This is a genomic window from Solimicrobium silvestre, assembly GCF_002976435.1.
Classification (GTDB): domain Bacteria; phylum Pseudomonadota; class Gammaproteobacteria; order Burkholderiales; family Burkholderiaceae_D; genus Solimicrobium; species Solimicrobium silvestre.
The window spans coordinates 103377-122250 of record NZ_PUGF01000004.1; the positions used below are offsets into that span (position 1 = coordinate 103377).

21 protein-coding genes are annotated in these 18874 nt (G+C 45.0%); 11 read left to right on the forward strand and 10 right to left on the reverse strand.

Translation table 11 applies throughout. From position 1 onward, the window contains the following. Nucleotides 1-136: 136 nt before the first annotated feature. Nucleotides 137-3199 carry an STAND family AAA ATPase gene (locus S2091_RS06030; protein ID WP_165794922.1) on the forward strand — a complete coding sequence of 1021 codons (3063 nt, stop codon included), beginning with the start codon at nucleotides 137-139 and terminating at the stop codon, nucleotides 3197-3199. Between the two features lie 170 nt (nucleotides 3200-3369). Here the strand turns inward: S2091_RS06030 and S2091_RS06035 are convergent, their stop codons facing one another. Next, the gene (locus S2091_RS06035) at nucleotides 3370-3771 is read right to left on the reverse strand and encodes a helix-turn-helix domain-containing protein (RefSeq protein ID WP_105530903.1); all 402 of its coding nucleotides are present in this window, start codon (nucleotides 3769-3771) and stop codon (nucleotides 3370-3372) included. A 271-nt stretch (nucleotides 3772-4042) separates the two neighbouring features. Here S2091_RS06035 and S2091_RS23820 point away from each other — a divergent pair, with 271 nt between their 5' ends. Together S2091_RS23820 and S2091_RS06040 are read left to right on the forward strand one after the other, a co-directional pair. Then, a complete protein-coding gene (locus tag S2091_RS23820) occupies nucleotides 4043-4303 on the forward strand; it encodes a hypothetical protein (protein ID WP_133166870.1) in 261 nt (86 codons plus the stop codon). Further along, the gene (locus S2091_RS06040) at nucleotides 4300-4611 is read left to right on the forward strand and encodes a hypothetical protein (protein WP_105530904.1); all 312 of its coding nucleotides are present in this window, start codon (nucleotides 4300-4302) and stop codon (nucleotides 4609-4611) included. The genes S2091_RS23820 and S2091_RS06040 overlap by 4 nt, the downstream gene beginning before the upstream one ends. A 280-nt stretch (nucleotides 4612-4891) precedes the next feature. Here S2091_RS06040 and S2091_RS24260 read toward each other — a convergent pair whose 3' ends face one another. After that, nucleotides 4892-5551 carry an ImmA/IrrE family metallo-endopeptidase gene (locus S2091_RS24260; protein WP_207769640.1) on the reverse strand — a complete coding sequence of 220 codons (660 nt, stop codon included), beginning with the start codon at nucleotides 5549-5551 and terminating at the stop codon, nucleotides 4892-4894. A gap of 88 nt (nucleotides 5552-5639) precedes the next feature. Further along, on the reverse strand, nucleotides 5640-5981 hold the full coding sequence (locus tag S2091_RS24265; protein WP_207769641.1) for a helix-turn-helix transcriptional regulator: 342 nt from the start codon (nucleotides 5979-5981) through the stop codon (nucleotides 5640-5642). 567 nt (nucleotides 5982-6548) lie between these two features. Between S2091_RS24265 and S2091_RS06055 the strand changes: the two genes are divergently transcribed. Together S2091_RS06055 and S2091_RS06060 are read left to right on the forward strand one after the other, a co-directional pair. Continuing rightward, complete coding sequence (locus S2091_RS06055; RefSeq protein ID WP_105530905.1) at nucleotides 6549-6803, forward strand: type II toxin-antitoxin system RelE family toxin; 255 nt, start codon at nucleotides 6549-6551, stop codon at nucleotides 6801-6803. After that, on the forward strand, nucleotides 6787-7128 hold the full coding sequence (locus tag S2091_RS06060) for a helix-turn-helix domain-containing protein (RefSeq protein ID WP_105530906.1): 342 nt from the start codon (nucleotides 6787-6789) through the stop codon (nucleotides 7126-7128). Before S2091_RS06055 ends, S2091_RS06060 begins: the two co-directional genes overlap by 17 nt. Nucleotides 7129-7812: 684 nt before the next feature. Here S2091_RS06060 and S2091_RS06070 read toward each other — a convergent pair. Together S2091_RS06070 and S2091_RS06075 are read right to left on the reverse strand one after the other, a co-directional pair. Further along, complete coding sequence (locus S2091_RS06070) at nucleotides 7813-8472, reverse strand: class I SAM-dependent methyltransferase (RefSeq protein WP_105530908.1); 660 nt, start codon at nucleotides 8470-8472, stop codon at nucleotides 7813-7815. Nucleotides 8473-8474: 2 nt separating this feature from the next. Next, nucleotides 8475-8861: a hypothetical protein gene (locus S2091_RS06075; RefSeq protein ID WP_105530909.1), complete on the reverse strand. Its 387-nt coding sequence runs from the start codon at nucleotides 8859-8861 to the stop codon at nucleotides 8475-8477. Nucleotides 8862-8944: 83 nt separating this feature from the next. Here S2091_RS06075 and S2091_RS06080 point away from each other — a divergent pair, with 83 nt between their 5' ends. Beyond that, nucleotides 8945-9298, forward strand: coding sequence for a winged helix-turn-helix transcriptional regulator (locus tag S2091_RS06080; RefSeq protein ID WP_105530910.1), 354 nt, complete (start codon nucleotides 8945-8947; stop codon nucleotides 9296-9298). Nucleotides 9299-9672: 374 nt separating this feature from the next. Here the strand turns inward: S2091_RS06080 and S2091_RS06085 are convergent, their stop codons facing one another. Further along, a complete protein-coding gene (locus S2091_RS06085; RefSeq protein ID WP_105531037.1) occupies nucleotides 9673-10695 on the reverse strand; it encodes a GlxA family transcriptional regulator in 1023 nt (340 codons plus the stop codon). A gap of 291 nt (nucleotides 10696-10986) precedes the next feature. On the opposite strand from S2091_RS06085, the gene S2091_RS06090 reads away from it, so the two are divergent. Then, nucleotides 10987-11997, forward strand: a complete 1011-nt coding sequence (locus tag S2091_RS06090; protein ID WP_165794923.1) for a DJ-1/PfpI family protein — start codon at nucleotides 10987-10989, stop codon at nucleotides 11995-11997. Between the two features lie 58 nt (nucleotides 11998-12055). Here the strand turns inward: S2091_RS06090 and S2091_RS06095 are convergent, their stop codons facing one another. The 4 genes from S2091_RS06095 to S2091_RS06105 form a co-directional block, all read right to left on the reverse strand. After that, a complete protein-coding gene (locus S2091_RS06095) occupies nucleotides 12056-12742 on the reverse strand; it encodes a DNA alkylation repair protein (protein WP_105530912.1) in 687 nt (228 codons plus the stop codon). Nucleotide 12743: 1 nt separating this feature from the next. Continuing rightward, entirely contained in the window at nucleotides 12744-12884 is a 141-nt protein-coding gene (locus tag S2091_RS23980) for a VOC family protein (protein ID WP_165794924.1), read from the reverse strand. 96 nt (nucleotides 12885-12980) lie between these two features. Continuing rightward, complete coding sequence (locus S2091_RS06100; RefSeq protein WP_105530913.1) at nucleotides 12981-13394, reverse strand: DUF1398 domain-containing protein; 414 nt, start codon at nucleotides 13392-13394, stop codon at nucleotides 12981-12983. 10 nt (nucleotides 13395-13404) lie between these two features. After that, nucleotides 13405-13881, reverse strand: coding sequence for a MarR family winged helix-turn-helix transcriptional regulator (locus S2091_RS06105; protein ID WP_207769642.1), 477 nt, complete (start codon nucleotides 13879-13881; stop codon nucleotides 13405-13407). A 687-nt stretch (nucleotides 13882-14568) separates the two neighbouring features. Here S2091_RS06105 and S2091_RS06110 point away from each other — a divergent pair. The 4 genes from S2091_RS06110 to S2091_RS06130 all read left to right on the forward strand — a co-directional run bounded on the left by S2091_RS06110 (nucleotide 14569) and on the right by S2091_RS06130 (nucleotide 18749). Further along, on the forward strand, nucleotides 14569-14943 hold the full coding sequence (locus S2091_RS06110) for a hypothetical protein (protein ID WP_105530914.1): 375 nt from the start codon (nucleotides 14569-14571) through the stop codon (nucleotides 14941-14943). Nucleotides 14944-16087: 1144 nt separating this feature from the next. Next, entirely contained in the window at nucleotides 16088-16465 is a 378-nt protein-coding gene (locus S2091_RS06120) for a YybH family protein (RefSeq protein ID WP_105530916.1), read from the forward strand. Nucleotides 16466-16771: 306 nt separating this feature from the next. Further along, the gene (gene thpR / locus S2091_RS06125; RefSeq protein WP_165794925.1) at nucleotides 16772-17317 is read left to right on the forward strand and encodes an RNA 2',3'-cyclic phosphodiesterase; all 546 of its coding nucleotides are present in this window, start codon (nucleotides 16772-16774) and stop codon (nucleotides 17315-17317) included. 535 nt (nucleotides 17318-17852) lie between these two features. Next, nucleotides 17853-18749, forward strand: coding sequence for a hypothetical protein (locus S2091_RS06130; protein WP_133166871.1), 897 nt, complete (start codon nucleotides 17853-17855; stop codon nucleotides 18747-18749). Nucleotides 18750-18874: the final 125 nt, after the last annotated feature.

Consider the following 18874-nt stretch of genomic DNA (forward strand, 5'->3'; position numbering starts at 1 on the left):
GATCTATAAAAAACACTACATAAAAGGGTTGTCCCAAATAAAGAGAATTTAATTAGCCAACATTCTTATATGATTTTTGGGGATATTGGAAATTGCGCAATTAATTTGTATTTCATAATTCAAACGGATGAATAGAATGAAAATAGTCATTTTGCACTTGAGCGATATTCACTTCAAACAAAGTGATAATCCAATAGAAAATCAACTCCAATTAATCTCAAATGCCGTAAAAACTATCGAACCCAATGCAGAGGACTTGAGTATTCTTGTTACCGGGGACATTGCAAATACCGGTAATGAAAATGAATATATTAAAGCTTCAATTTTTTTTAAAGCACTAGAAGCACGTATTCGTGAACTTCAAAATTTTAAAAATATCACCTGGTGCTTTTCTCCTGGAAATCATGATTGTGACTTTTCAAATCCAAGTAAAATTCGAAGCGAATTACTTGAAATGCAAAAGAAGCATTCGGTTCCATCAATTGACGATGAAATTCTCGAGTGCCTATTAAAACCTCAGAAAAATTTTAGAAAATTTGTTGACGAATGTCATCCCAAGCATAGCATTGATAGACATTATTACAGTGCTAGTACCATTTATTTGGGAAACGACAAAATCAACATACATAACTACAACACCGCAATAAGTTCATCTATTACAGAAACTCAAGGTGACCTATTCTTTCCAATATCCCAATTACCATCTATCGAATCGGCAGCGGAAATTGTAATTTCATGTTTTCATCATCCCTACAATTGGCTTGAATCAAATAATGCCCGGGAATTTCGCAAACACGTCGAGTCTACGTCCGATCTAATCTTATCAGGCCATGAACATGTGCCTGGACACTACAATAAAACAGACTTGCTTTCCAAAACAAACTCTACGTACTTTGAAGGGGCTGTTCTTCAGAATCATAAAAATCCGTCTGAAAGTGGATTCAATGCATTTGTGCTTGATATTGAACGTAAATTAATCAAAACTTTCGTTTTCAATCTCAGCGAAGGACTCTATAGAGCTAACACCAATAATCCAGATTGGATCGAGTTTCAAAGAAACAAAAATCGCGTTCGCAACGAATTCGAGATTAACTCCTCATATATTGATCGATTTTTGGCGGATCCAGGTGCAGGCTTCACAAATTCAAGAAAGGGGAAATTAGAATTCCAAGATATATTCGTTCCAGGTTATTTGGATGAAATATCACGACTAGACGAAAGTAAAGATCTAGTAATACCTGCCGTTCCGATGGCAAATTTCACGAAAAGTAGCGCCAATAAAAATCGAATCTTAATTATCGGAGAAGAACAATCCGGGAAAACTTCTTTTGCAAAATATTTATATATGTCCTATCACGAGAGTGGTTTGATTCCAATTTTTATGCGGGCCAGCATGCTAAAAGATCGGGACATTGAAGACACCCATTTTCGAAATCGTCTTTTTGAAGCAATTTCAGATCAATATTCGCCTGATTTACAAGAAACTTTTCTACAACTACCGATCGAAAAGAAGGTGCTGCTTCTAGATGACCTTCACCTCAGTCCATTTAATCAAAAAGGTTTGGGGAGATTCATCGAACATATCGAAAATCAATTCGGCAAAATAATCTTATTTTCGCATGCATTATCGTTCGTTGATGAATTAGCAAATGCGGCAACTAAAAACGATTTCGCTCATTTTTCTCAATATGAAGTGAAACCATTTGGCAATCAATTGCGGGAACAATTAATCGAGCGTTGGTACTTGATCGGTAAAGAATATACCGTTAACGAACTGGAGCTTGAGAAAATGGTTGTGAATACCAAGCGGACAGTTGATGGACTATTGGGGAAAAATTTACTTCCGTCATATCCTATTTTTATTCTAATAATATTGCAGCAACTTGAAGCAAGTACAAACTTAAACACTTACAACGGCGCACACGGGTATTTATATGAACTACTAATTACTTCGGCAATTACAAATGCAAATACAAAAATTGATCTTGATACGGCATACACATTTCTTGGCATGTTGGCTGAATCAATGTTTCAAAGAAAAACACGTTTTGTAACCAAAGAAGAGATTAGTGAAATTCACAAAGAATTTTGTGAATTTTCCAAGCAGACGATTCGATTGGAAAAAATTGAAAAACCATTATTAGATGCGAATATCCTTATTGAACATGATCAAAAATATTGGTTTCGCTACAAATATTGCTACTACTATTTTGCGGCTCGCTTCTTAAGTGATCGGCTACGCACAGAAACGGGGCAGGCACGGCTGAGTTTACTAGGTGGGGAAATTTACCGTGAAGAATACGCGAACATACTAATGTTCTTAGCGTATCTGTCAAATAAAGACCAGTCCATCATAGACGTAATGCTTAGAAACGCCAAAAGCATTTATGTGGGAGTAGCTGCGTGTGATTTTGACGAGCATATTAAATTCATCAACAAAATGCACGCTGACCTTCCAAAATCCATTTTACTCGATCGAAAAACATCTCATTCACGCGCTGAAATAAATCAACGCCTCGATGAATTTGATCACGTGAATGGCTCACTACAAAAACAAAATGAAGATGTAGATGACGCTTTAAAACTAAATGTAGCACTTAAAACTATACAAGTACTTGGCCAATTGCTAAAGAATTTCCCAAGTTCGTTAGACGGAAATATAAAGAAAGAAATTGCTGATCAATGTTATCAACTTGGTTTGCGAACAATGACAAAATTTTTTCAGTTTGCTGAGGAAAATCAAGAAGGACTAATTACACTATTCGATGATTGGTTAGGAAACGTCACAGCAAAAGAAACTGAAATATCGTTAAAACCAAAGGCAGAACAATTTATCGCATTCTTGATCGAAGCATTTTCGACAGTTGTAATACGGCGAGTATCTTCCGCAGTCGGAGTGGCTTCATTGGCGCCCCTATATGAGGAAATTAGGAACCAGTATTCTGGCCTCTCAGTTAATATGATTGACTATGCGATCAAATTAGATCACTTTGAACGATTTCCACTCGAGGAAATAGATGCAATTATTAAAGAAGCCAAAAATAATATATTTCCTTTAATCCTGCTGCGTCGATTAACAATTGAACATTTTCAAAGGTTCCCCGTTGATCGAAAAGTAAAACAGTCCGCATGCACAAAATTAAAAATTGAATTAAAGTATATGCAGCTTTTAGAAAACAAACAAAAGAAGATGGGCTAAACAGAATATATTATGAGCACAAGCTTCCAACGAGGTAGGGTAATGTAATGGACGCCTTCCTCCCAAAACGGCATCGTAATGTGCCAAAGTAGAGTTTTAATTGCTACTTAAAAGAGAGGAAAGCGTCCATTACATTACCCTACCTATTGCAAGTTATTACAGGTTACGAATTACTCTTGGCGTAATTGTGCAATCAGGTCTTCAATCAAATACCGTTGATGCGGCGGTAATAATAAAATTCTCTGTGCCAACGTAATCACCTCTGGCGTTATAACGTCATTCATGGCTGGCGCAGCATGTTTCCTCACATTTGTTCCGGCAGGTGATGCTCCATAGTGCAACCAGTGCTCATCCACGTTTAACCATTTAGCGATAGTCGCCAACTTATCATGAGTAGGAATCGCACGCCCTGTGAGCCATTTATGCGCTGTCTGAGCTGATACCGCATCTCCCACGTAACGCAAATTAAATCGTAAGGCAAGTTCAGTCGCTCCCTTGACGGGTTCTGGGCTGCGTCGTAACGACGCGTCTAATCGCTTTGAAAACGATACTTTTTCTTCAATGGTAGGCATCCGTACATTCTGCGATATGCAGTAGTGCCCCATATCAACCAAATAAGATATATTTATCCTTTGTGGTTTAATTTCAATATATTTTAAGCTAAAATGACCCCTGTACTACTTTCAGCATAGTTTTGTAGCGGAAATATCAATAAAGGAAATTCATTTCGCCTATCCGATAGCGGCAAGCAATGCTGATTGGATTACTTAACTCAATGGTGATCCATTTTTAATTATTTTGAACATGTATTTTTATAAAAAATAGATATTAGGAAACATCAAAATGAAACCAGCAACCCAATCGCATTCCAAACACGCACGCATTTCCAGCAACATCATTCTTGGACTTGGCTTATTAGCCGACCCTGTTCTGGCATTAGATAAGGTAGTAGATGATGATGGAAACAAAGCACAACGAGTGGTGATTAGCAGGAGCCTTCGGGCTGCTGGTTCTGGTTGTAGTACCAGTTCTCACCCTGCTATTTTCCACCCACCCTCCGTGGATGGGTATCGGTCAAACCGAACTGACAGGAGCGCATCATGACCGGTATCGATCAGCAGACACACACTCAACAACGCCCGCCACTTCTTACTCACCTCGCCGTCGACACGATTGACGCCTATACGCAGGCTCGTGACATCATCAGCGACTTCTCTGCCATTTTTGAAGTACTCGATCATCTTGCTCTGGAAGGTCTTTGCAGTGATCGTATTTCACGCATATTATTCCGGGCAGGATTTTGTCACGCGACTGAACGGCTCAAATTCATTGACGAAAGAATCTCCGACGCTTATAAAACACTGGATGAATTGAAGGCGGACAGCGGCCACACTCTTAATGATGCCGACTAAAGCCTGGGTTCACTTAGCCCGCGTATGATCCGCGCTTTGCCGATCCCGTTGGCTGTGCTTACTATGTGCGCGCCAGTTATGTTTTTTGATTGTTGATGTAACTTTGCGCTTGGGTGTTACTCAAGCGCATTGCTACTGAGACGGTAACGTTTTGACGTCTACCTATAGGCTGTTTTACCGTCCCATGCGTCGCAACACGTTGCGTCAATTGACGACCTACCTGATACGAACAACGCAGGATTTGCAGAATTCCACCTTGTGCCAATTTGCCTTAATCATTTTATTTGGCAGCATTAAGTCTGAAGCTCATACGCAAATCATTCATCCACGAAGGATCAATTATGCCGTCATGCTGAAGTCTCCCAACGACGATGCCGGGGTGTATCCCAATTGAATTTGCGAAATGAATCACTGCAGCTTTCGTACGTAGTTCAGGTAATTGAAGTGTGTGTTGTTGCGGAATTAAAAAGTGTCCGGCCCATTCATTCGCTTCTCGCTCTGCTGCTGAAGCATTCCCCGTTTTTGTCGGATCATCCAGATAGACTGATTTTTTCTCATTTCCATGAAGTAATACATGAGCAGCTTCATGGAATAATGTGAACCAAAATTTGTCATTGGTTTTCCCATACAGCGAAAGTTGAATGAGTGGACGATGCGGGTTAAGCCAACGCGCCACACCGCTGACATGTGCCTTGGGAATGGCTGGAACAATGACAAAGGCTACACCTGCAGACTTGAAGTATTCGCGTAGAAGTGGTTCAAATTGCTCCGGTGGAAGTACGGTAAGTTTGCGAATTTCCGTTAGTGCTGCAATATACTTAGTGCGATTGAATTTATCGCCATCCAGTTTTTCTGCATCCTGTTCGCCCATGCGCAGCCAAGCAGAGATCGCACCCACATCGCTTTGTTCCTCCCGACTACGACGGAATGCGGCTTGCATTTGCCCATATCTCCCCTGCCATTCGTCTGGCGAAGCAATACCAAAAAAACGTAGGCAGGATTCCACCAGCGCAGGTTTAGATTTGACATCAATGCGGTATTTTGCAATTGCGCCAGCATTTCTCTAATTGGTAGCGTATCCAACCAGCGAATTTTTCGGCCGCTTGAAGGCGAACGCATCGTTCGCGATACTTTGCCTCGCGCGCCAACCAAAAACCAACTGTGCTGCCTACAACTCGCTCCAAGCGAATCGCCGCATCTTCAGTCAACGGCACTTTGTCTTTTATGAGCTGGTTTACATGTTTTGCGGTATAGCCCAGTCGTTGCGCTAACTCGTCTTGAGTCCAATCACGCTCCTCAAGGATGTCGAGTAACGTATCGCCTGGCGGTGAAACCCAATCAGGCGCAAATGGGGCTGCCAAATCAGTCATGGTAGTCTCCAATAAATTCGATACTAATAATAGTGATTTGAGACCAATCAATGGACTGATCATCATGCATTGGCAACGGATCTTGATCAGGTGAAAAGACGATCCTCCATCCACCTGCCAAATCAAGAGCAAATTGCCCTGAACGGTCACCTTTGAGGGGATACGGATTCCCGGCAGTTAATTCTGAATAAAATAACACTATAATCAGCAATTACGCAGTTAGTCGAATCAACACGTATGGCATGCATAATTTCCCCACGACAGGTACTGCTTTACCTAGATATGGTTTTTGGGTGACAAGCATATCCTTGTGACCCAAAAACACAGGCTGAACGATTTCTACGTTCTTTTCACCTTGTTCGCCGATACCTACATCGCGAGCATCTACACATATGGGAATTGCCGGTGATAGAAAGAAATAAGTGGTGCTAGCGTCCCCATTCGCAATACCTTCGCAATTATGCTTCTGAGTGTCGGTTAATATTTGCTTGTATTTTGGACTTCATGACTTATACAAATAATTAGATTTAGCTTGTTAAACTACTTAATAACTTATAACATGTGCTTATGAACTCCGTTAACTACACACCTAAAGCCGCCAAGCAATTACGTAAATTGCAAGCTCAGGACAGTAAGAAAGTTCGCGGTGAATGCGACAAACTAGCTGCAATGCCAAACTGCATTAATGTTAAATCGCTGACTAATCATGAATATCAATACCGTTTACGGGTGGGCGGTTACCGGGTATTTTTTAATTTTGACGGTGTCATTCACATCGTTTCCATTCAAGAGGTAAAGAAGCGCGATGAAAACACATACTGAACATGTCCAAATTCTCCGCGATGCAAGTGGACATCCTGCTTATGCGGTGATTCCTTTTGCGGATTACCAAGCGCTGAAACTTGGCAAGCCAAAATCAGAAGCCACCATACCTAACCATGTCGTGAATCTCGCTATGGATAAAAACATTTCTGCTGCGCGTGCATGGCGTGAATATTTAGAGCTGACCCAAGCAGAAATCGCACAACGCATGGGTGTTACACAAAGTGCCTACGCTCAACTGGAAGCTAAAAAAACCTCACGCAAATCCACGCGCGAAAAAATAGCAGCGGCACTGGGTATTGAAGCAGAGCAGCTTGATTTTTAAATTACGACAGCGCAAACCATGACCGCCACGATTAACGATCCAAGCGTCTAACAGCACAAAGATTTTCTGCTACTAACAAACTGCAGGTAAAGTAGTGGCCTATGCGTTGATATTTACATGCCGGATTTATCAACCGTAGCCGTCTCAATGCGCATCATTAGATAAGATTCCCGATGACAACCGTTGATAATTACTCCATCAAAAAGACCGTTATATTCAAAGACAAGACTAACGGAAGTACAAGGCAGATTGTTGCGTCCGTTAGTTTGCCTGAGTATTCCAACGATTCGAGCGGAAGCTATGCCTGCTACGTGCAAATCGATGAACTTTTTCCGCAGAGAATGAAATTGTACGGGATAGACCCATTCCAAGCAGTCATGATTGCAATTTGATTTATTGATCAGCTAATGCTCGCTAACCATTCTAATTTTGACGTGTTGGAGACAAGCGGCGAACAATACATAGCGCACACAGCCAGCAAATGATAAATTGCTGCTGCAAATCATTAAACCGACGCGGTCTTAAATTGACGGGTTCATGCTTTATGAAATGCGGATTTTCATATATTTAGCGCACTTGAATAATGCATTCCAGCCCAACCGCGCTGCATATTCATTTTTTACCTTCATCATTACTTCAATTCATAATTTGATGACGCCAACAAAGCCAACGTTCATCACGCTTTTAAGAATTAATGTTGATCAATTTGTTTCCATACATCGCAAACACCAAACCATCCAACAAGCGGTTCGAGGAAATATTAACCAGGCCACATTCATTAAAATAGCGATACACATCATCAGCATGCATTTTTCGGGCGAGGCGATTCCAGGTTGAATATGCGGCTCTGGAAAATCCGGTAAGTCTCTCGGTTTCAAGAAATTTTTCCGCTTCCGCAACAGTAAATAATTGATCGGGCACCAAAACGGCCACTGTGCCACCGTCACGACATACCCGATGCATCTCGCCGATTACTGCGTCCGGCGCATCCACCACATTGATCAGCGACGCGGCCACCACGAAATCAAAATACCCATCTGGAAACGGCAGGTGATGCGCATCGGCCTGTGCGAAGTGCACCTGCCCGGAGATGTGCATGGCTTTTCCCAATGAAGCGGCAGAGCTATCCACGGCCCAAACCTGCATCTGTTTGTCGGCCAGCCAGCGTGACAAATCACCTCCTGCGCAACCCACTTCCAAAATTTTCGCGTCTGGTGTGATCAACGGTGCGAGCCACGATTCCAACATCGTTTTGTACCAAGTCAATTCAAATAATGTACTGAATAGATTCGACGTGAACAGCATCAAACGCATCACCTGCAGATATCCAATCATCTGCCTCATATCTACGCTCTCCGGAGCACAGGTTCTTGTATCGGTTTCCAATAAAAACACAACAAGCCAATCCAGACTGCATTCACCATGGGAAATGCTGACAGGGACACAGGCACCACACCCTGGACTGTGTAGAACGCGCCGACAAGCAGATCGATCAATTGGATCAGTGCCATCAACCGAATCCAAAGCACGTGTTTTTCAGGGGCACTGCTAATGATCCAAAATCCGGCACCATAGGCCAGAAAGCGCGCAGCAAGCATGCCAAGCGGATACAGCAGATCCGGAGCAGGTTGACTATGGCCCAGTTGATGCAAAAACAGATTTGGAACTATCAGGTAAGCCAGACCCAACAACATTTGTATGATGGCGATAACTCTTAATGTGATTCGAAACATAAAATTATTTCCAAATTAATTGATCGGAACCACAATGTAAATTACTATCTTCCCAATGTGAAGTAGTTACCAAAAGGGAAGTGATGAATACTCAAAAGAAAGCAGACAAGCATCTCTCGCAATCCACTGATTGCGACGCCACCTGCCCGGTGCAGCGCACTGCAAAAATTTTAGACGGCAAATGGACCACCTTGATCGTACGTGATTTGATCGGGGGAAAAAAACGCTATTCCGAATTGCAACGCAGTCTGGTTGGCATAAGCCCCAGACTTCTGGCCGCCCGACTCCGATTGCTGGAACAACATGGCATGGTGATCCGAACCGCATACCCCACGATACCGCCAACGACGGAATACGAACTAACTCCTTATGGACATGGTTTAACTGAAATTATTGAAGCGATGGCCAGGTTCGGCGCCGGGATTAAACGTGTCTAAAAATTTCAACTCGTAATGTGAAATGACTTGCAATCGTAGGGCGTATTAGCGGAAAGCGTAATGCACCAATTTTTCAATCAACATAATCCGGCATGACATCACCACCAGCCCAATCCATTAAATAAACACCCTCTTCCACCAATAAACGCGTCTAAATATAAATCTTGGATTTATAAACAATACTAAGACGGCTTCTGTTTACGCACAGTTAAACACCACTCTGAGATTAGCATGGCAACATCAGCACAGAACCATGGCGGCAATGCGCAGGTTAGGAGTTGATCAGTGTTTACAACAAAAGCTCGGAATCGGCACGATATAGATAGTCCGTTCCATTTTCGGTGAACCAGTCACTGGGCCGCATTGGCATTAATTTAGAAATTCACATCCTGATGCCCTGAAAACCGCGAGCGATATTGTGCTGGACCAACACCGAGTTGCCGATGGAATACTCGTCGCAAAGTTTGTTCGTCGCCATAGCCTGCAGCGGCTGCAATATTTTTCAACGGCAGGTCGGTTTCCTCTAATGCGCGACATGCTACTTCCAAGCGCATCATTTCAACTGTCTTCGCCGGAGTGCGGCCCAGCTTCTTGACATAGGTGCGGGCAAAAGTGCGCGGCGCCATGCTCGCGCGTTCAGCTAAACGCTCGACAGTCAGCGGCTCATGAAGATTCGCAGCGATCCACGCATGCAGCTCGCCAAAGTCCCCACTTTCGGTCGTCTGTGTGGCCAGGGTAACGCTGAATTGCGATTGCCCTCCCGAACGCTTCACAAACATCACCAACTGGCGTGCCGTGTCTATTGCGATCTTGTGACCGAAATCCTCTTCAATCAACGCCAACGTAAGATCGATACCTGCGGTCACACCTGCTGAAGTCCAGACTTTGCCGTCACGAACAAATATCTTATCGGCATCGATGTCGATATCCGTATGGAGTCTTTTTAACCTTCCCACCCACGCCCAGTGCGTGGCTGCGCGTTTTCCGGTCAACTGACCGGCCGCCGCAAGTAAAAACGCGCCTGTGCAGACCGAACAAAGACGGCGTACCGATGACGCCCGTTTGGCGACCCATGCAATCAACGCCGGCGGCGCATAATATTCTTCGCCTGCGCATCCACCGGGCGCGATAAGCGTATCGATACTCAACCCTTTCAAAAAAGAGACTGGTACAGTCATAAATTGCAGACCAGCGCTTGTCGTTATCAATCCACCTTCGATGGAGACAACGATAGTCTCATACCCAGTCACCTTTTCTGATGCCAGGTATCTGTTGGCCGTTGCGAATACTTGCAGCGGCCCGCACAGATCCAGTAAATTCATATCGTCGTAGGCGATCAGCACAATTCGGCGCGGCGCCAATTTCAATTTTGGCGAACGGTCAGCGGCCTTCGTCATATCAATGTCTTTCTTTGCGTTGCGATTGAGAATAATCATAGCGGAAACATAGTTGGCCTAAATGTCAATTAACATTCAATTTCTGCCATCAATCATTAATTTACAAATTTATTTTGACTAAGTCGTTGATATGGTTGAGACATATTTTGGCTGGAATTGAATGTTAATTGTCATTGCTGCCAATAAAATCATCCTCGATACTGTTTCCGCGTACTTATCTCAATTCCTCGCGCGACGCGGCAATATATTTTTATGGCAGCGTTTCACTTAATAAAAATTTTGGAGCATTTAATGAATACCTTGTATCGCTATCTATTACGTCTATTTACCCTGGCAACCATTTTGTTCGGTGCTATCGCTACGACCAACGCCGCTGGTGCTGCCCCCAAACGGGTTGCAATTTTGTTGTTTGAAGGTGTCGACGTCATCGATTACGCCGGCCCGCTCGAGGTCTTTGATACGGATGGTATGCAAATTTTCACGGTTGCCGCAACCAAAGCAACGATCAATCCCTCTGACGCAATGAAAGTCGTGCCAAGTTACACTTTCGCCAATGCTCCTCAGGCCGATATCCTGATAGTACCAGGCGGCCAGATTGATAAAGTGCAATCGGACCCGGCTACACTGGCTTGGATTAAAAAGCAGAGCGCGCATGCAACTTACGTCATGTCGGTCTGCAATGGCGCTTTCACGCTGGCTAATACTGGACTGCTCTCCGGGCTCAAAGTCACAACTACGGCAGGTCGGATTGATGAACTACGCAAGAAACATCCGGAGCTGCAAGTGGTACGCGACCAGCGCGTGGTAGATAACGGAAAATTTATCGAAACGGGCGGACTGACCGCCGGAATCGACGGCGCACTACATCTGGTGTCCTTGATTGCGGGTGACGGGGAGGCTCACGCGATTGCGCAACAAATGGAATACAAGTGGCTTCCGGAAGGGGCTTATCTGCCGGGTACTGATGCATTCCATATCGTCAAGGAAATCATGGGCATTGGCATGATGTCTGCGCATGAAACCGGCAGCATGGACGGCATAGCCAGCAGCAGCGGTGACTCAACGCAATGGGAAATTGGCTATCGACTTCGTTCGGAGAAGACCGACAGTGACATCCTAAAACACGTCGTGCAATCGTACACCGGCATGGCTCTGGATAGCGGTGGTTCTGCAGCAGTAACAACCGGCGTTTGGCAATATCGTGACGCAGAAGGTAATCAATGGAATGTGAAATTTAATGTCGATAGCGTTCCCGGACAGACGGGCATGCATGTTTTCAAAATCGAAGCGGTTCGAGTGTAATTGCCCTGGATTGAGTGGCCAGGCCGAGAGTTCCAGTCAGTTTGAAATGTTAAATGGATCAACTATCTAAGTGTTTTGAACTCTCACGCAGCGTCAAACTGGAAAGACGATCCCCATACTTAATGACAAATTCGCGGACAAATTCAGGATCCCAACGCGCATAGTCTCTCAGTGCCCACCCAATTGCTTTCCGAATAAAGAATTCTTTCTCATGGCCGAGCTTCAACGCATATCGCTTTAACCTTGATTTGTCGGTATCCAATCGCCAGCCAAGTTGATGCAGCATGGCAGATCGTCTGACCCAGAAACTTTCGTGCACAATCCATTCGTCCATGATGGATTTTATTGCCGCTTTATTTGTATGTTCAGTATGGAGCACGGTGCTGATTACTGCAGAGAGACCATCTACTGTTTCCCACCAAGGATCACACAATAGAAGATCGCGAATGGCGGGCAGATCTGTCAGGCCAATCAGATGAGATTGATGTCGGAGCAGATCAATTGCCGTATAACGATATTCTCGCTCCTCACCTGCCCAAAGCATTCTCGCTGCTTCTAACAATTTCTGTGCATCGTCAAATGGACTTTTGATCAGGTCTTTGACAGCGGCCCTTCTGATCGGCGCAGGCAATCCCAAAAACTTAAACTGGCCAAGTAGATAGGCGCTCATGGCTTCTGCGCGGTCACTGTTTGCCAGTGGCAGCAATCTGCACTCGACTTCCCTTGTAAATGCCTGTGCTTTCATTTCAAACCTTGGCCGTGGTGACGAAGCAAGCACCGCCGGGATTTTCCGCCTTTTTTTCAATCCCCAGCGTAGCTAGAACATTGGTATAGAACAAAATCAGTTTGTCTGCGTTTGCAGTGCGAATTCCAATATGATCAATCATGATAGTTTTTTTCCGTTTATGAACCGCGAACTTCCAGCGAGGCGCGGTCCCAGGACATTAATTACTGTTGCTGGCACAACGTGTCGGATCACGATCCTATACGTCAACTAGCGGATACGATTCAACGTAACTCTCACCGTCTACACCATAGTAAGTGACTGTTCGAGCGATTAAGTCGACGTCGTATTTCACGGTCCCAGCTTTCCAACTCGCGATCAGGAATTCTGAAAAGGTGCTTTTGCCAGCCTGATCTATACGCAGTGCGGTGATAAGGGCTTCCCGGTTGAAGGGAGGTACGTCCGCCATACCTTCTATCAATGGTGTGCCTTGGACAGCAACGGGACCAAGTTCCGTTACGTAAAAGCTTTGGCACGACGGCAGAAACCAGCAGTTGCGTTTTACGCCCGCACTCCTAAGCGTTTCTGCTAAATAAGGAAAGCCGCCGGCCTTTGGTCTGCCAGCCATGGCCCTTTGTTGCGCTGATTTAAGATTTTCAATTGCGTTGTTCATTTTTCACTCCTTAATCAATGGGATATTTTTTCAAATGGTTGTGTATCACTATTTTCGTAAGTACTGCTGCCAATGCTTCACGTTCTTCAGTAGACAGCACACCGAAAAATTCTTCATCATTGGCGTCGGCCAATTTAGCCAGCTTAGGGACCATGGCAATTGCCGTCTCGGTCAACCGGATATCCTGATACCGGCGGTCTTCTACCGCTTCGGTTCTGGTTACCAATTTTTTTTCGAGAAGTTTGGAGATGAGTTTCGAAACCGCGCCTCGAGTCAATCCGGTCAATTCAGAAACTACCCCTGGTGATGTCGTATCGTCACCGCTGTACATTTCTCGGATGACCACCCACTCGGCAACTGTCACGTCCATTTTTTCCAATTTGCGTGCAAATGATTGCGAGACATTATTCGAGACCAACCTCATCCAAAATCCGAGGTGGGATTTCAAGTTGCTAGCTTTCAGCTTTTGTTTCTTGTTTGCGGTCATTTTCAGTTCCTCCTTGAATCGAATATTACTTTCCACGGAAACAGTTGTCAAGGAAAATGTTTGCGCGATTAAGTTTCTTTAATATTAATTTTTATACCTACTTTTTCAAGCCACGGCAAATTTTCCTAGCGGCGAATTTGCAAAGAAAATGTCGAAAATTCGCGGAGAAATTAAAGTTTCAGGAAACGAAGATGGCGCTGCTTTGGTGACTGTTAAGTGCAGCCGATTCGGCAAACTAGACGGCAGAACTAATGAATCACAAGTTAATTTAATAAACTGAATAATTTGTAGAGTAATCTCAATTATTGAGAAACCATATTTTCAAAAATATTGCCTATGTTCCTGATTTTGTTGGACAGAGAAATCGATTATTTTGAGAACCTACAATTTTGACGGATGGCACGATAAGTGAAATCTGTGCCAAGTTAGTGAATAATAGTGTCACGGTTAGTGAAATAGTCGATAGAAACCCGCTAGGAATGAACTGGCGGTTTTTTTATTGTATGCGACTTACTCGAATTAGTAGGTTTCGAGCCTAGTGTTACTATTTTTTAATTTTAGAGTTACTGTTTTTCGCTTGACGCTTGCACTGTGGGCAGCATGAACACTTGCAGGAGCTGTATTGAACAGAGGGCTCGGTAACGGGCATCCCCTATCGTAATTCTGGCCATTTGCAACCACTTCGACATGAAAGGAAAGAAAATTAAATTGACGAATTCTCATCATAATGCAATGCCTTTAGAGCAGCACTCGATGTGGCTTTGGATAGCTCTATTTTTTCGTAATGCTTTTCCTTTCATCGTTTCGATAATTCTTTCCGCATGTACCGTGACCGATCGGCACCATCTCCCCGATGATTGGGCTCCGGTTGAGCAGGGAGTTGGGAGTTTTCGGCAACTGGCGGGAGATTATGCTTTCATGGGTGAAATTGGTGATAATAGTGGAAGAAAATACCAATTGAATCTCTTTGCACCAAGTTCTTCTTGGAAACTTATCGAGAATTCAACGCATGTAAAGATCGAAGTAAACTCAGGTGACCAGTTACACGGGCTTACGGTTTGATACCTAAACGGTGATGCCGAGTTGCTGGTAATTCGGCTCAGTCAGGGTAGGGATTATTGGTGCAATAATCAGCAATGCACCTTTCGTTGGCCAGACGTACCTTCAATTGAGGCGCGGCAGTTTTCACTGACAACTGGAAGCGATGGCGCACTATTACAGCATATTGTGTATCACTACACGACATACGTTCTCATAACTCAAGTACACGACGCAGATTATTGGGTTCGATGGACGTCGCGTAGAGCCACATCGCCTGCAGTACAGTAGATTGGGCTGTGTGGTGGCGTCAACTTAGCTGGATAAGGATCGAAATATAGTTGCGGGAATGATTGGAGGGGAGCATGATCTAAGCAAGGGCCGCAATTTCGCTGCGGACGGTTTAGGAGTGAATTGGCATGACAACTAGGATCACTGTAGCCGCTGACAACGCCAGGATCGGCGACATTATTTACAACGGACTTGGCAGCGGCAAACACCCAACCTACTCTTGGGAAGCTATCACCCAGGTCAATTCAGTGGATGGACTGATTCAACTGATTACGGGCCGCCTCGACGGCCCCCACGGTGAATTCTGGTTCGAACCGGAGGAATCAGTTGTCGTGGTTCGTCACCCACCGGCAGCCCCCAAACCAGCTATCGCAGAGCCCCATAACAAGCGGCCTCATGGACATTAGGGCGGGCTTTATCTTTGGTGGTGGTCGCATGATGACCCATTGGCGCCACAAAATAAACGGACCGCGACCGGTGTCGGCGCCAAACGGACAGATATGAAATATTCCAAAGATGGCTGTTCGGAGCTATCTGGCCTACAAACGACACCGGCACGACGGCTCGCAAATAAACAACAACTTCGCAATGGCAATCGATGAAGTAAAAGCGCCGATTAGTATTAGCCAATCCACCAATTCTCAAACACGTTTTTAATCGGATACTGCCATATGTCGCACGTGATGCGTCACTGTTGGCGCTACTTCCCGTGCCTATGGTGACGACGTGCTTCGTCGCAAATTGATAGCCTGTGCGCTCGGTTGTGTTCGCTCTTTACCCAAATAATGCGCCATCCCACATTTACTACAATGCGTTAACTTGCTAATCTCGCTTTTGATAAACTGACTTCCCAAACTGATTCGTAAAGGAATAACTTATGAAGGTTACCGATCCGAAGAATTTGAATAAGCATTTCAATGAGTTGTTCCGCGCGGATGATCTCGATGGAATGATGGCGCTATACGAGTCGAGCGCTGTGCTTTGTCTCGCTTCCGGACATGTGCTAAACGGGAGCGAGCAGATTCGAGAACAGATGAAGACACTGCTTGCTTTGCGAGGAGAACTGACGTCCGAGCATCTTTCTTGCGTGCAGCGTGATGACTTGGCAATGCTTCACGCCAAATGGCAATTTAAAGGTTCCGACAGCGCCGGCAACGCAATCGATATTGGAGGTTACTCTTCCAAACTTGCTAAAAAAGGGGAAGATGGTGCATGGCGTTATGTTATGGACCTGCCCGTCGCATTCAGACCCTGATTAAACTTCCACGCTCAGATGGAAATTTTTATTTGGAAGATATGCCGCTGTTGCCGCACGTTGAAAGATGCTGCTCGCGCGCTGACTAGCTTGTTAATTACGCCCCCGCATACTAAGCAAATACAACACAGACAGCGCCGCTCTCCAGTACCACAAACACCCATCGGTTTCGTCGCATGCAAACCTACTTATCTGGCCAAATTTTCGCAATTGACTATACTCATATTGAGCAGAAACTGGTACCGCGTATTAGCAAGCAAAGGCGACTTCCGTTTACTTAAGGTCGAACATAAATCGGAGTTTGACATGGAAAAATCACCACGCAACATTGACAGCACCAGTCGATTATTTCTAGCTCTTTGGCCAGAAACAACTATTCAAAATAAATTGAAATGCTGGAGTGACGACTGCTCATGGCCTTCAAGTGCATCATTGATGCGGCCTGAATCTCTCCACTTGACGCTACACTTTATTGGGAATGTGCCAAATTCCCGTTTGCCAGAACTGGTGCAAGGGCTAAAAGTTTCCTTTCACCCATTTGATCTAAGTTTTGGCCGTCCTGAAATGTGGGCACACGGAGTAGCTGTATTGAAACCAGATTCGGTGCCTGACAACTTACTGGAGTTACACGCATCGTTAGAACCGGTGTTACGACGTCTCACACTCCCAATCGAAACCCGGCCTTTCCTTCCTCATATTACATTCGCACGCCATGCTGCCGACGCCCTCCTTCCCGCGCTCGAACAAGAGCAGCGTATACATTGGCATGTAGATGGATACGCGCTGATTAAGTCGCAGCAAATACCCGAAGGAAGGTATACCTTGGTGCAGCGCTACGCGCATAAGATGTGATTTCTGGAGAGAAAGTTATCGTCGTGATGACATGGAACAAAGCTTGCACAAATAAGCCAGTTGCACTAAGTCATGTAAAAGGAAGCAAATTACTTTGGCGCAATTTTATATAACCTATTAATAATCGACATGGGCAGTCACATTAACTTCAGCGCCCTATGAAACTCAACGTTGGAACAATATCCCCAAGTCATGACTCATTGCAACAATGAGCGATTGCCGTCCCCCTCCGTTACATTTGTTACGCTAATTACACCTTAGACAAACAAATACAATTTGACACTCCGCTACTCAGTACATATTCTCCTTGAGCCACAGCACTGCGTTCCGTTGGAAAAGTTGATCAATGGCATTGCCTTTCTGTGGAGAAATATTAAGTTTCCTGATTTCGCAACTCCCCCCATCAATCTGCCCTGTGTGACGCTGCCACGTCGTGTCGGCATTTCACTTGCTCTGAATAAGGAATTTTTAAATGAAAAATATCTTCATCAAAGCGTTAGTCATTTCATGTCTGGCATCAGCAGCGACCATCTCGATGGTCAGTGTTCACGCCGGGGAAAACCAGAGTCTGGTACAGGTAGCGCCGGATGAAATCGCCCGGGTACCCGGGATGACCGCCGATTACGTCAGAACTCCACACGGTTATTTTCATTCCTCCTGCGTACAGCACATCGACCAAAGTGAGGAGCTTCAAGTGGACGGTAGCATCAAGCGCGCTGACGGTAAGCTTCGTCAGGTTGCCCAATGTGCTTACCCAAGGTTCCTAAATAACGGCACGCGTATCGAGGCGACTGCAAAAAACACACGTCTGCCAGAGGTATACAACGGCTACTTGCAGCTTGTGTCTGCAACACTCAGCTCTGGCACCAACGAGTTGACGGCTTACATGACAGTGCCACCTAATCCTAGCTCCGAGTCTGGACAAACGTTGTACTTTTTCCCGGGCCTCGAGGACGCTCAGAACGTAGTATCGATTCTGCAGCCAGTACTGGGCTGGGATGGTTATGGCGCTAACAATTGGACCATTGCCTCATGGAACTGCTGCAAATCGGGTACCACGTACGTCGGCAACAATGTCGTTGTGAAGCCGGGTGATCTGATCTACGGCACCATGGTCAACACGGGCGGCCAGAATTGGACGATCACCGCGACCGACGAAACCAACACTTCACTGGCTTCAGCTACCCTGAAAACCCAAGGCTATAGCCAGACCTTTGACTGGGTTTTTGCTGGTGCTCTGGAAACCTACGGCGTCAGTTCTTGCAGCCAATTCCCAAGCAGCGGCCCGATCAAGTTCACCAACATTCAGGCCTATGTCGGCGGTAAAGTCGTCAGCAATCCGAGCTGGAGCATTCAACCAGGTTCAAACAGCGAAACGGCTTGCACCAAAGCCACCGTCGTTGACTCTAAGGATGTCAATATCAGCTACTGACGTCGTATACCTTGCTCAACAATTTCACCAGCATGTCAACGCTGATGGCTGGTGGAATCTGTACCAAGCAAGTGAAAAATTAGTGTCACAGATAATGAAATAATCTGTGGAAACCCGCTGGCAAT

Excerpts from the sequence above, each read along its gene's own strand:
- S2091_RS06030 (WP_165794922.1), top strand. The coding sequence starts at position 137 with ATGAAAATAGTCATTTTGCACTTGAGCGATATTCACTTCAAACAAAGT.
- S2091_RS06035 (WP_105530903.1), bottom strand. The coding sequence starts at position 3,771 with ATGCCTACCATTGAAGAAAAAGTATCGTTTTCAAAGCGATTAGACGCG.
- S2091_RS23820 (WP_133166870.1), top strand. The coding sequence starts at position 4,043 with ATGAAACCAGCAACCCAATCGCATTCCAAACACGCACGCATTTCCAGC.
- S2091_RS06040 (WP_105530904.1), top strand. The coding sequence starts at position 4,300 with ATGACCGGTATCGATCAGCAGACACACACTCAACAACGCCCGCCACTT.
- S2091_RS24260 (WP_207769640.1), bottom strand. The coding sequence starts at position 5,551 with ATGCAAGCCGCATTCCGTCGTAGTCGGGAGGAACAAAGCGATGTGGGT.
- S2091_RS24265 (WP_207769641.1), bottom strand. The coding sequence starts at position 5,981 with ATGACTGATTTGGCAGCCCCATTTGCGCCTGATTGGGTTTCACCGCCA.
- S2091_RS06055 (WP_105530905.1), top strand. The coding sequence starts at position 6,549 with ATGAACTCCGTTAACTACACACCTAAAGCCGCCAAGCAATTACGTAAA.
- S2091_RS06060 (WP_105530906.1), top strand. The coding sequence starts at position 6,787 with ATGAAAACACATACTGAACATGTCCAAATTCTCCGCGATGCAAGTGGA.
- S2091_RS06070 (WP_105530908.1), bottom strand. The coding sequence starts at position 8,472 with ATGAGGCAGATGATTGGATATCTGCAGGTGATGCGTTTGATGCTGTTC.
- S2091_RS06075 (WP_105530909.1), bottom strand. The coding sequence starts at position 8,861 with ATGTTTCGAATCACATTAAGAGTTATCGCCATCATACAAATGTTGTTG.
- S2091_RS06080 (WP_105530910.1), top strand. The coding sequence starts at position 8,945 with ATGAATACTCAAAAGAAAGCAGACAAGCATCTCTCGCAATCCACTGAT.
- S2091_RS06085 (WP_105531037.1), bottom strand. The coding sequence starts at position 10,695 with ATGACGAAGGCCGCTGACCGTTCGCCAAAATTGAAATTGGCGCCGCGC.
- S2091_RS06090 (WP_165794923.1), top strand. The coding sequence starts at position 10,987 with ATGAATACCTTGTATCGCTATCTATTACGTCTATTTACCCTGGCAACC.
- S2091_RS06095 (WP_105530912.1), bottom strand. The coding sequence starts at position 12,742 with ATGAAAGCACAGGCATTTACAAGGGAAGTCGAGTGCAGATTGCTGCCA.
- S2091_RS23980 (WP_165794924.1), bottom strand. The coding sequence starts at position 12,884 with ATGATTGATCATATTGGAATTCGCACTGCAAACGCAGACAAACTGATT.
- S2091_RS06100 (WP_105530913.1), bottom strand. The coding sequence starts at position 13,394 with ATGAACAACGCAATTGAAAATCTTAAATCAGCGCAACAAAGGGCCATG.
- S2091_RS06105 (WP_207769642.1), bottom strand. The coding sequence starts at position 13,881 with ATGACCGCAAACAAGAAACAAAAGCTGAAAGCTAGCAACTTGAAATCC.
- S2091_RS06110 (WP_105530914.1), top strand. The coding sequence starts at position 14,569 with ATGAAAGGAAAGAAAATTAAATTGACGAATTCTCATCATAATGCAATG.
- S2091_RS06120 (WP_105530916.1), top strand. The coding sequence starts at position 16,088 with ATGAAGGTTACCGATCCGAAGAATTTGAATAAGCATTTCAATGAGTTG.
- thpR (WP_165794925.1), top strand. The coding sequence starts at position 16,772 with ATGGAAAAATCACCACGCAACATTGACAGCACCAGTCGATTATTTCTA.
- S2091_RS06130 (WP_133166871.1), top strand. The coding sequence starts at position 17,853 with ATGGTCAGTGTTCACGCCGGGGAAAACCAGAGTCTGGTACAGGTAGCG.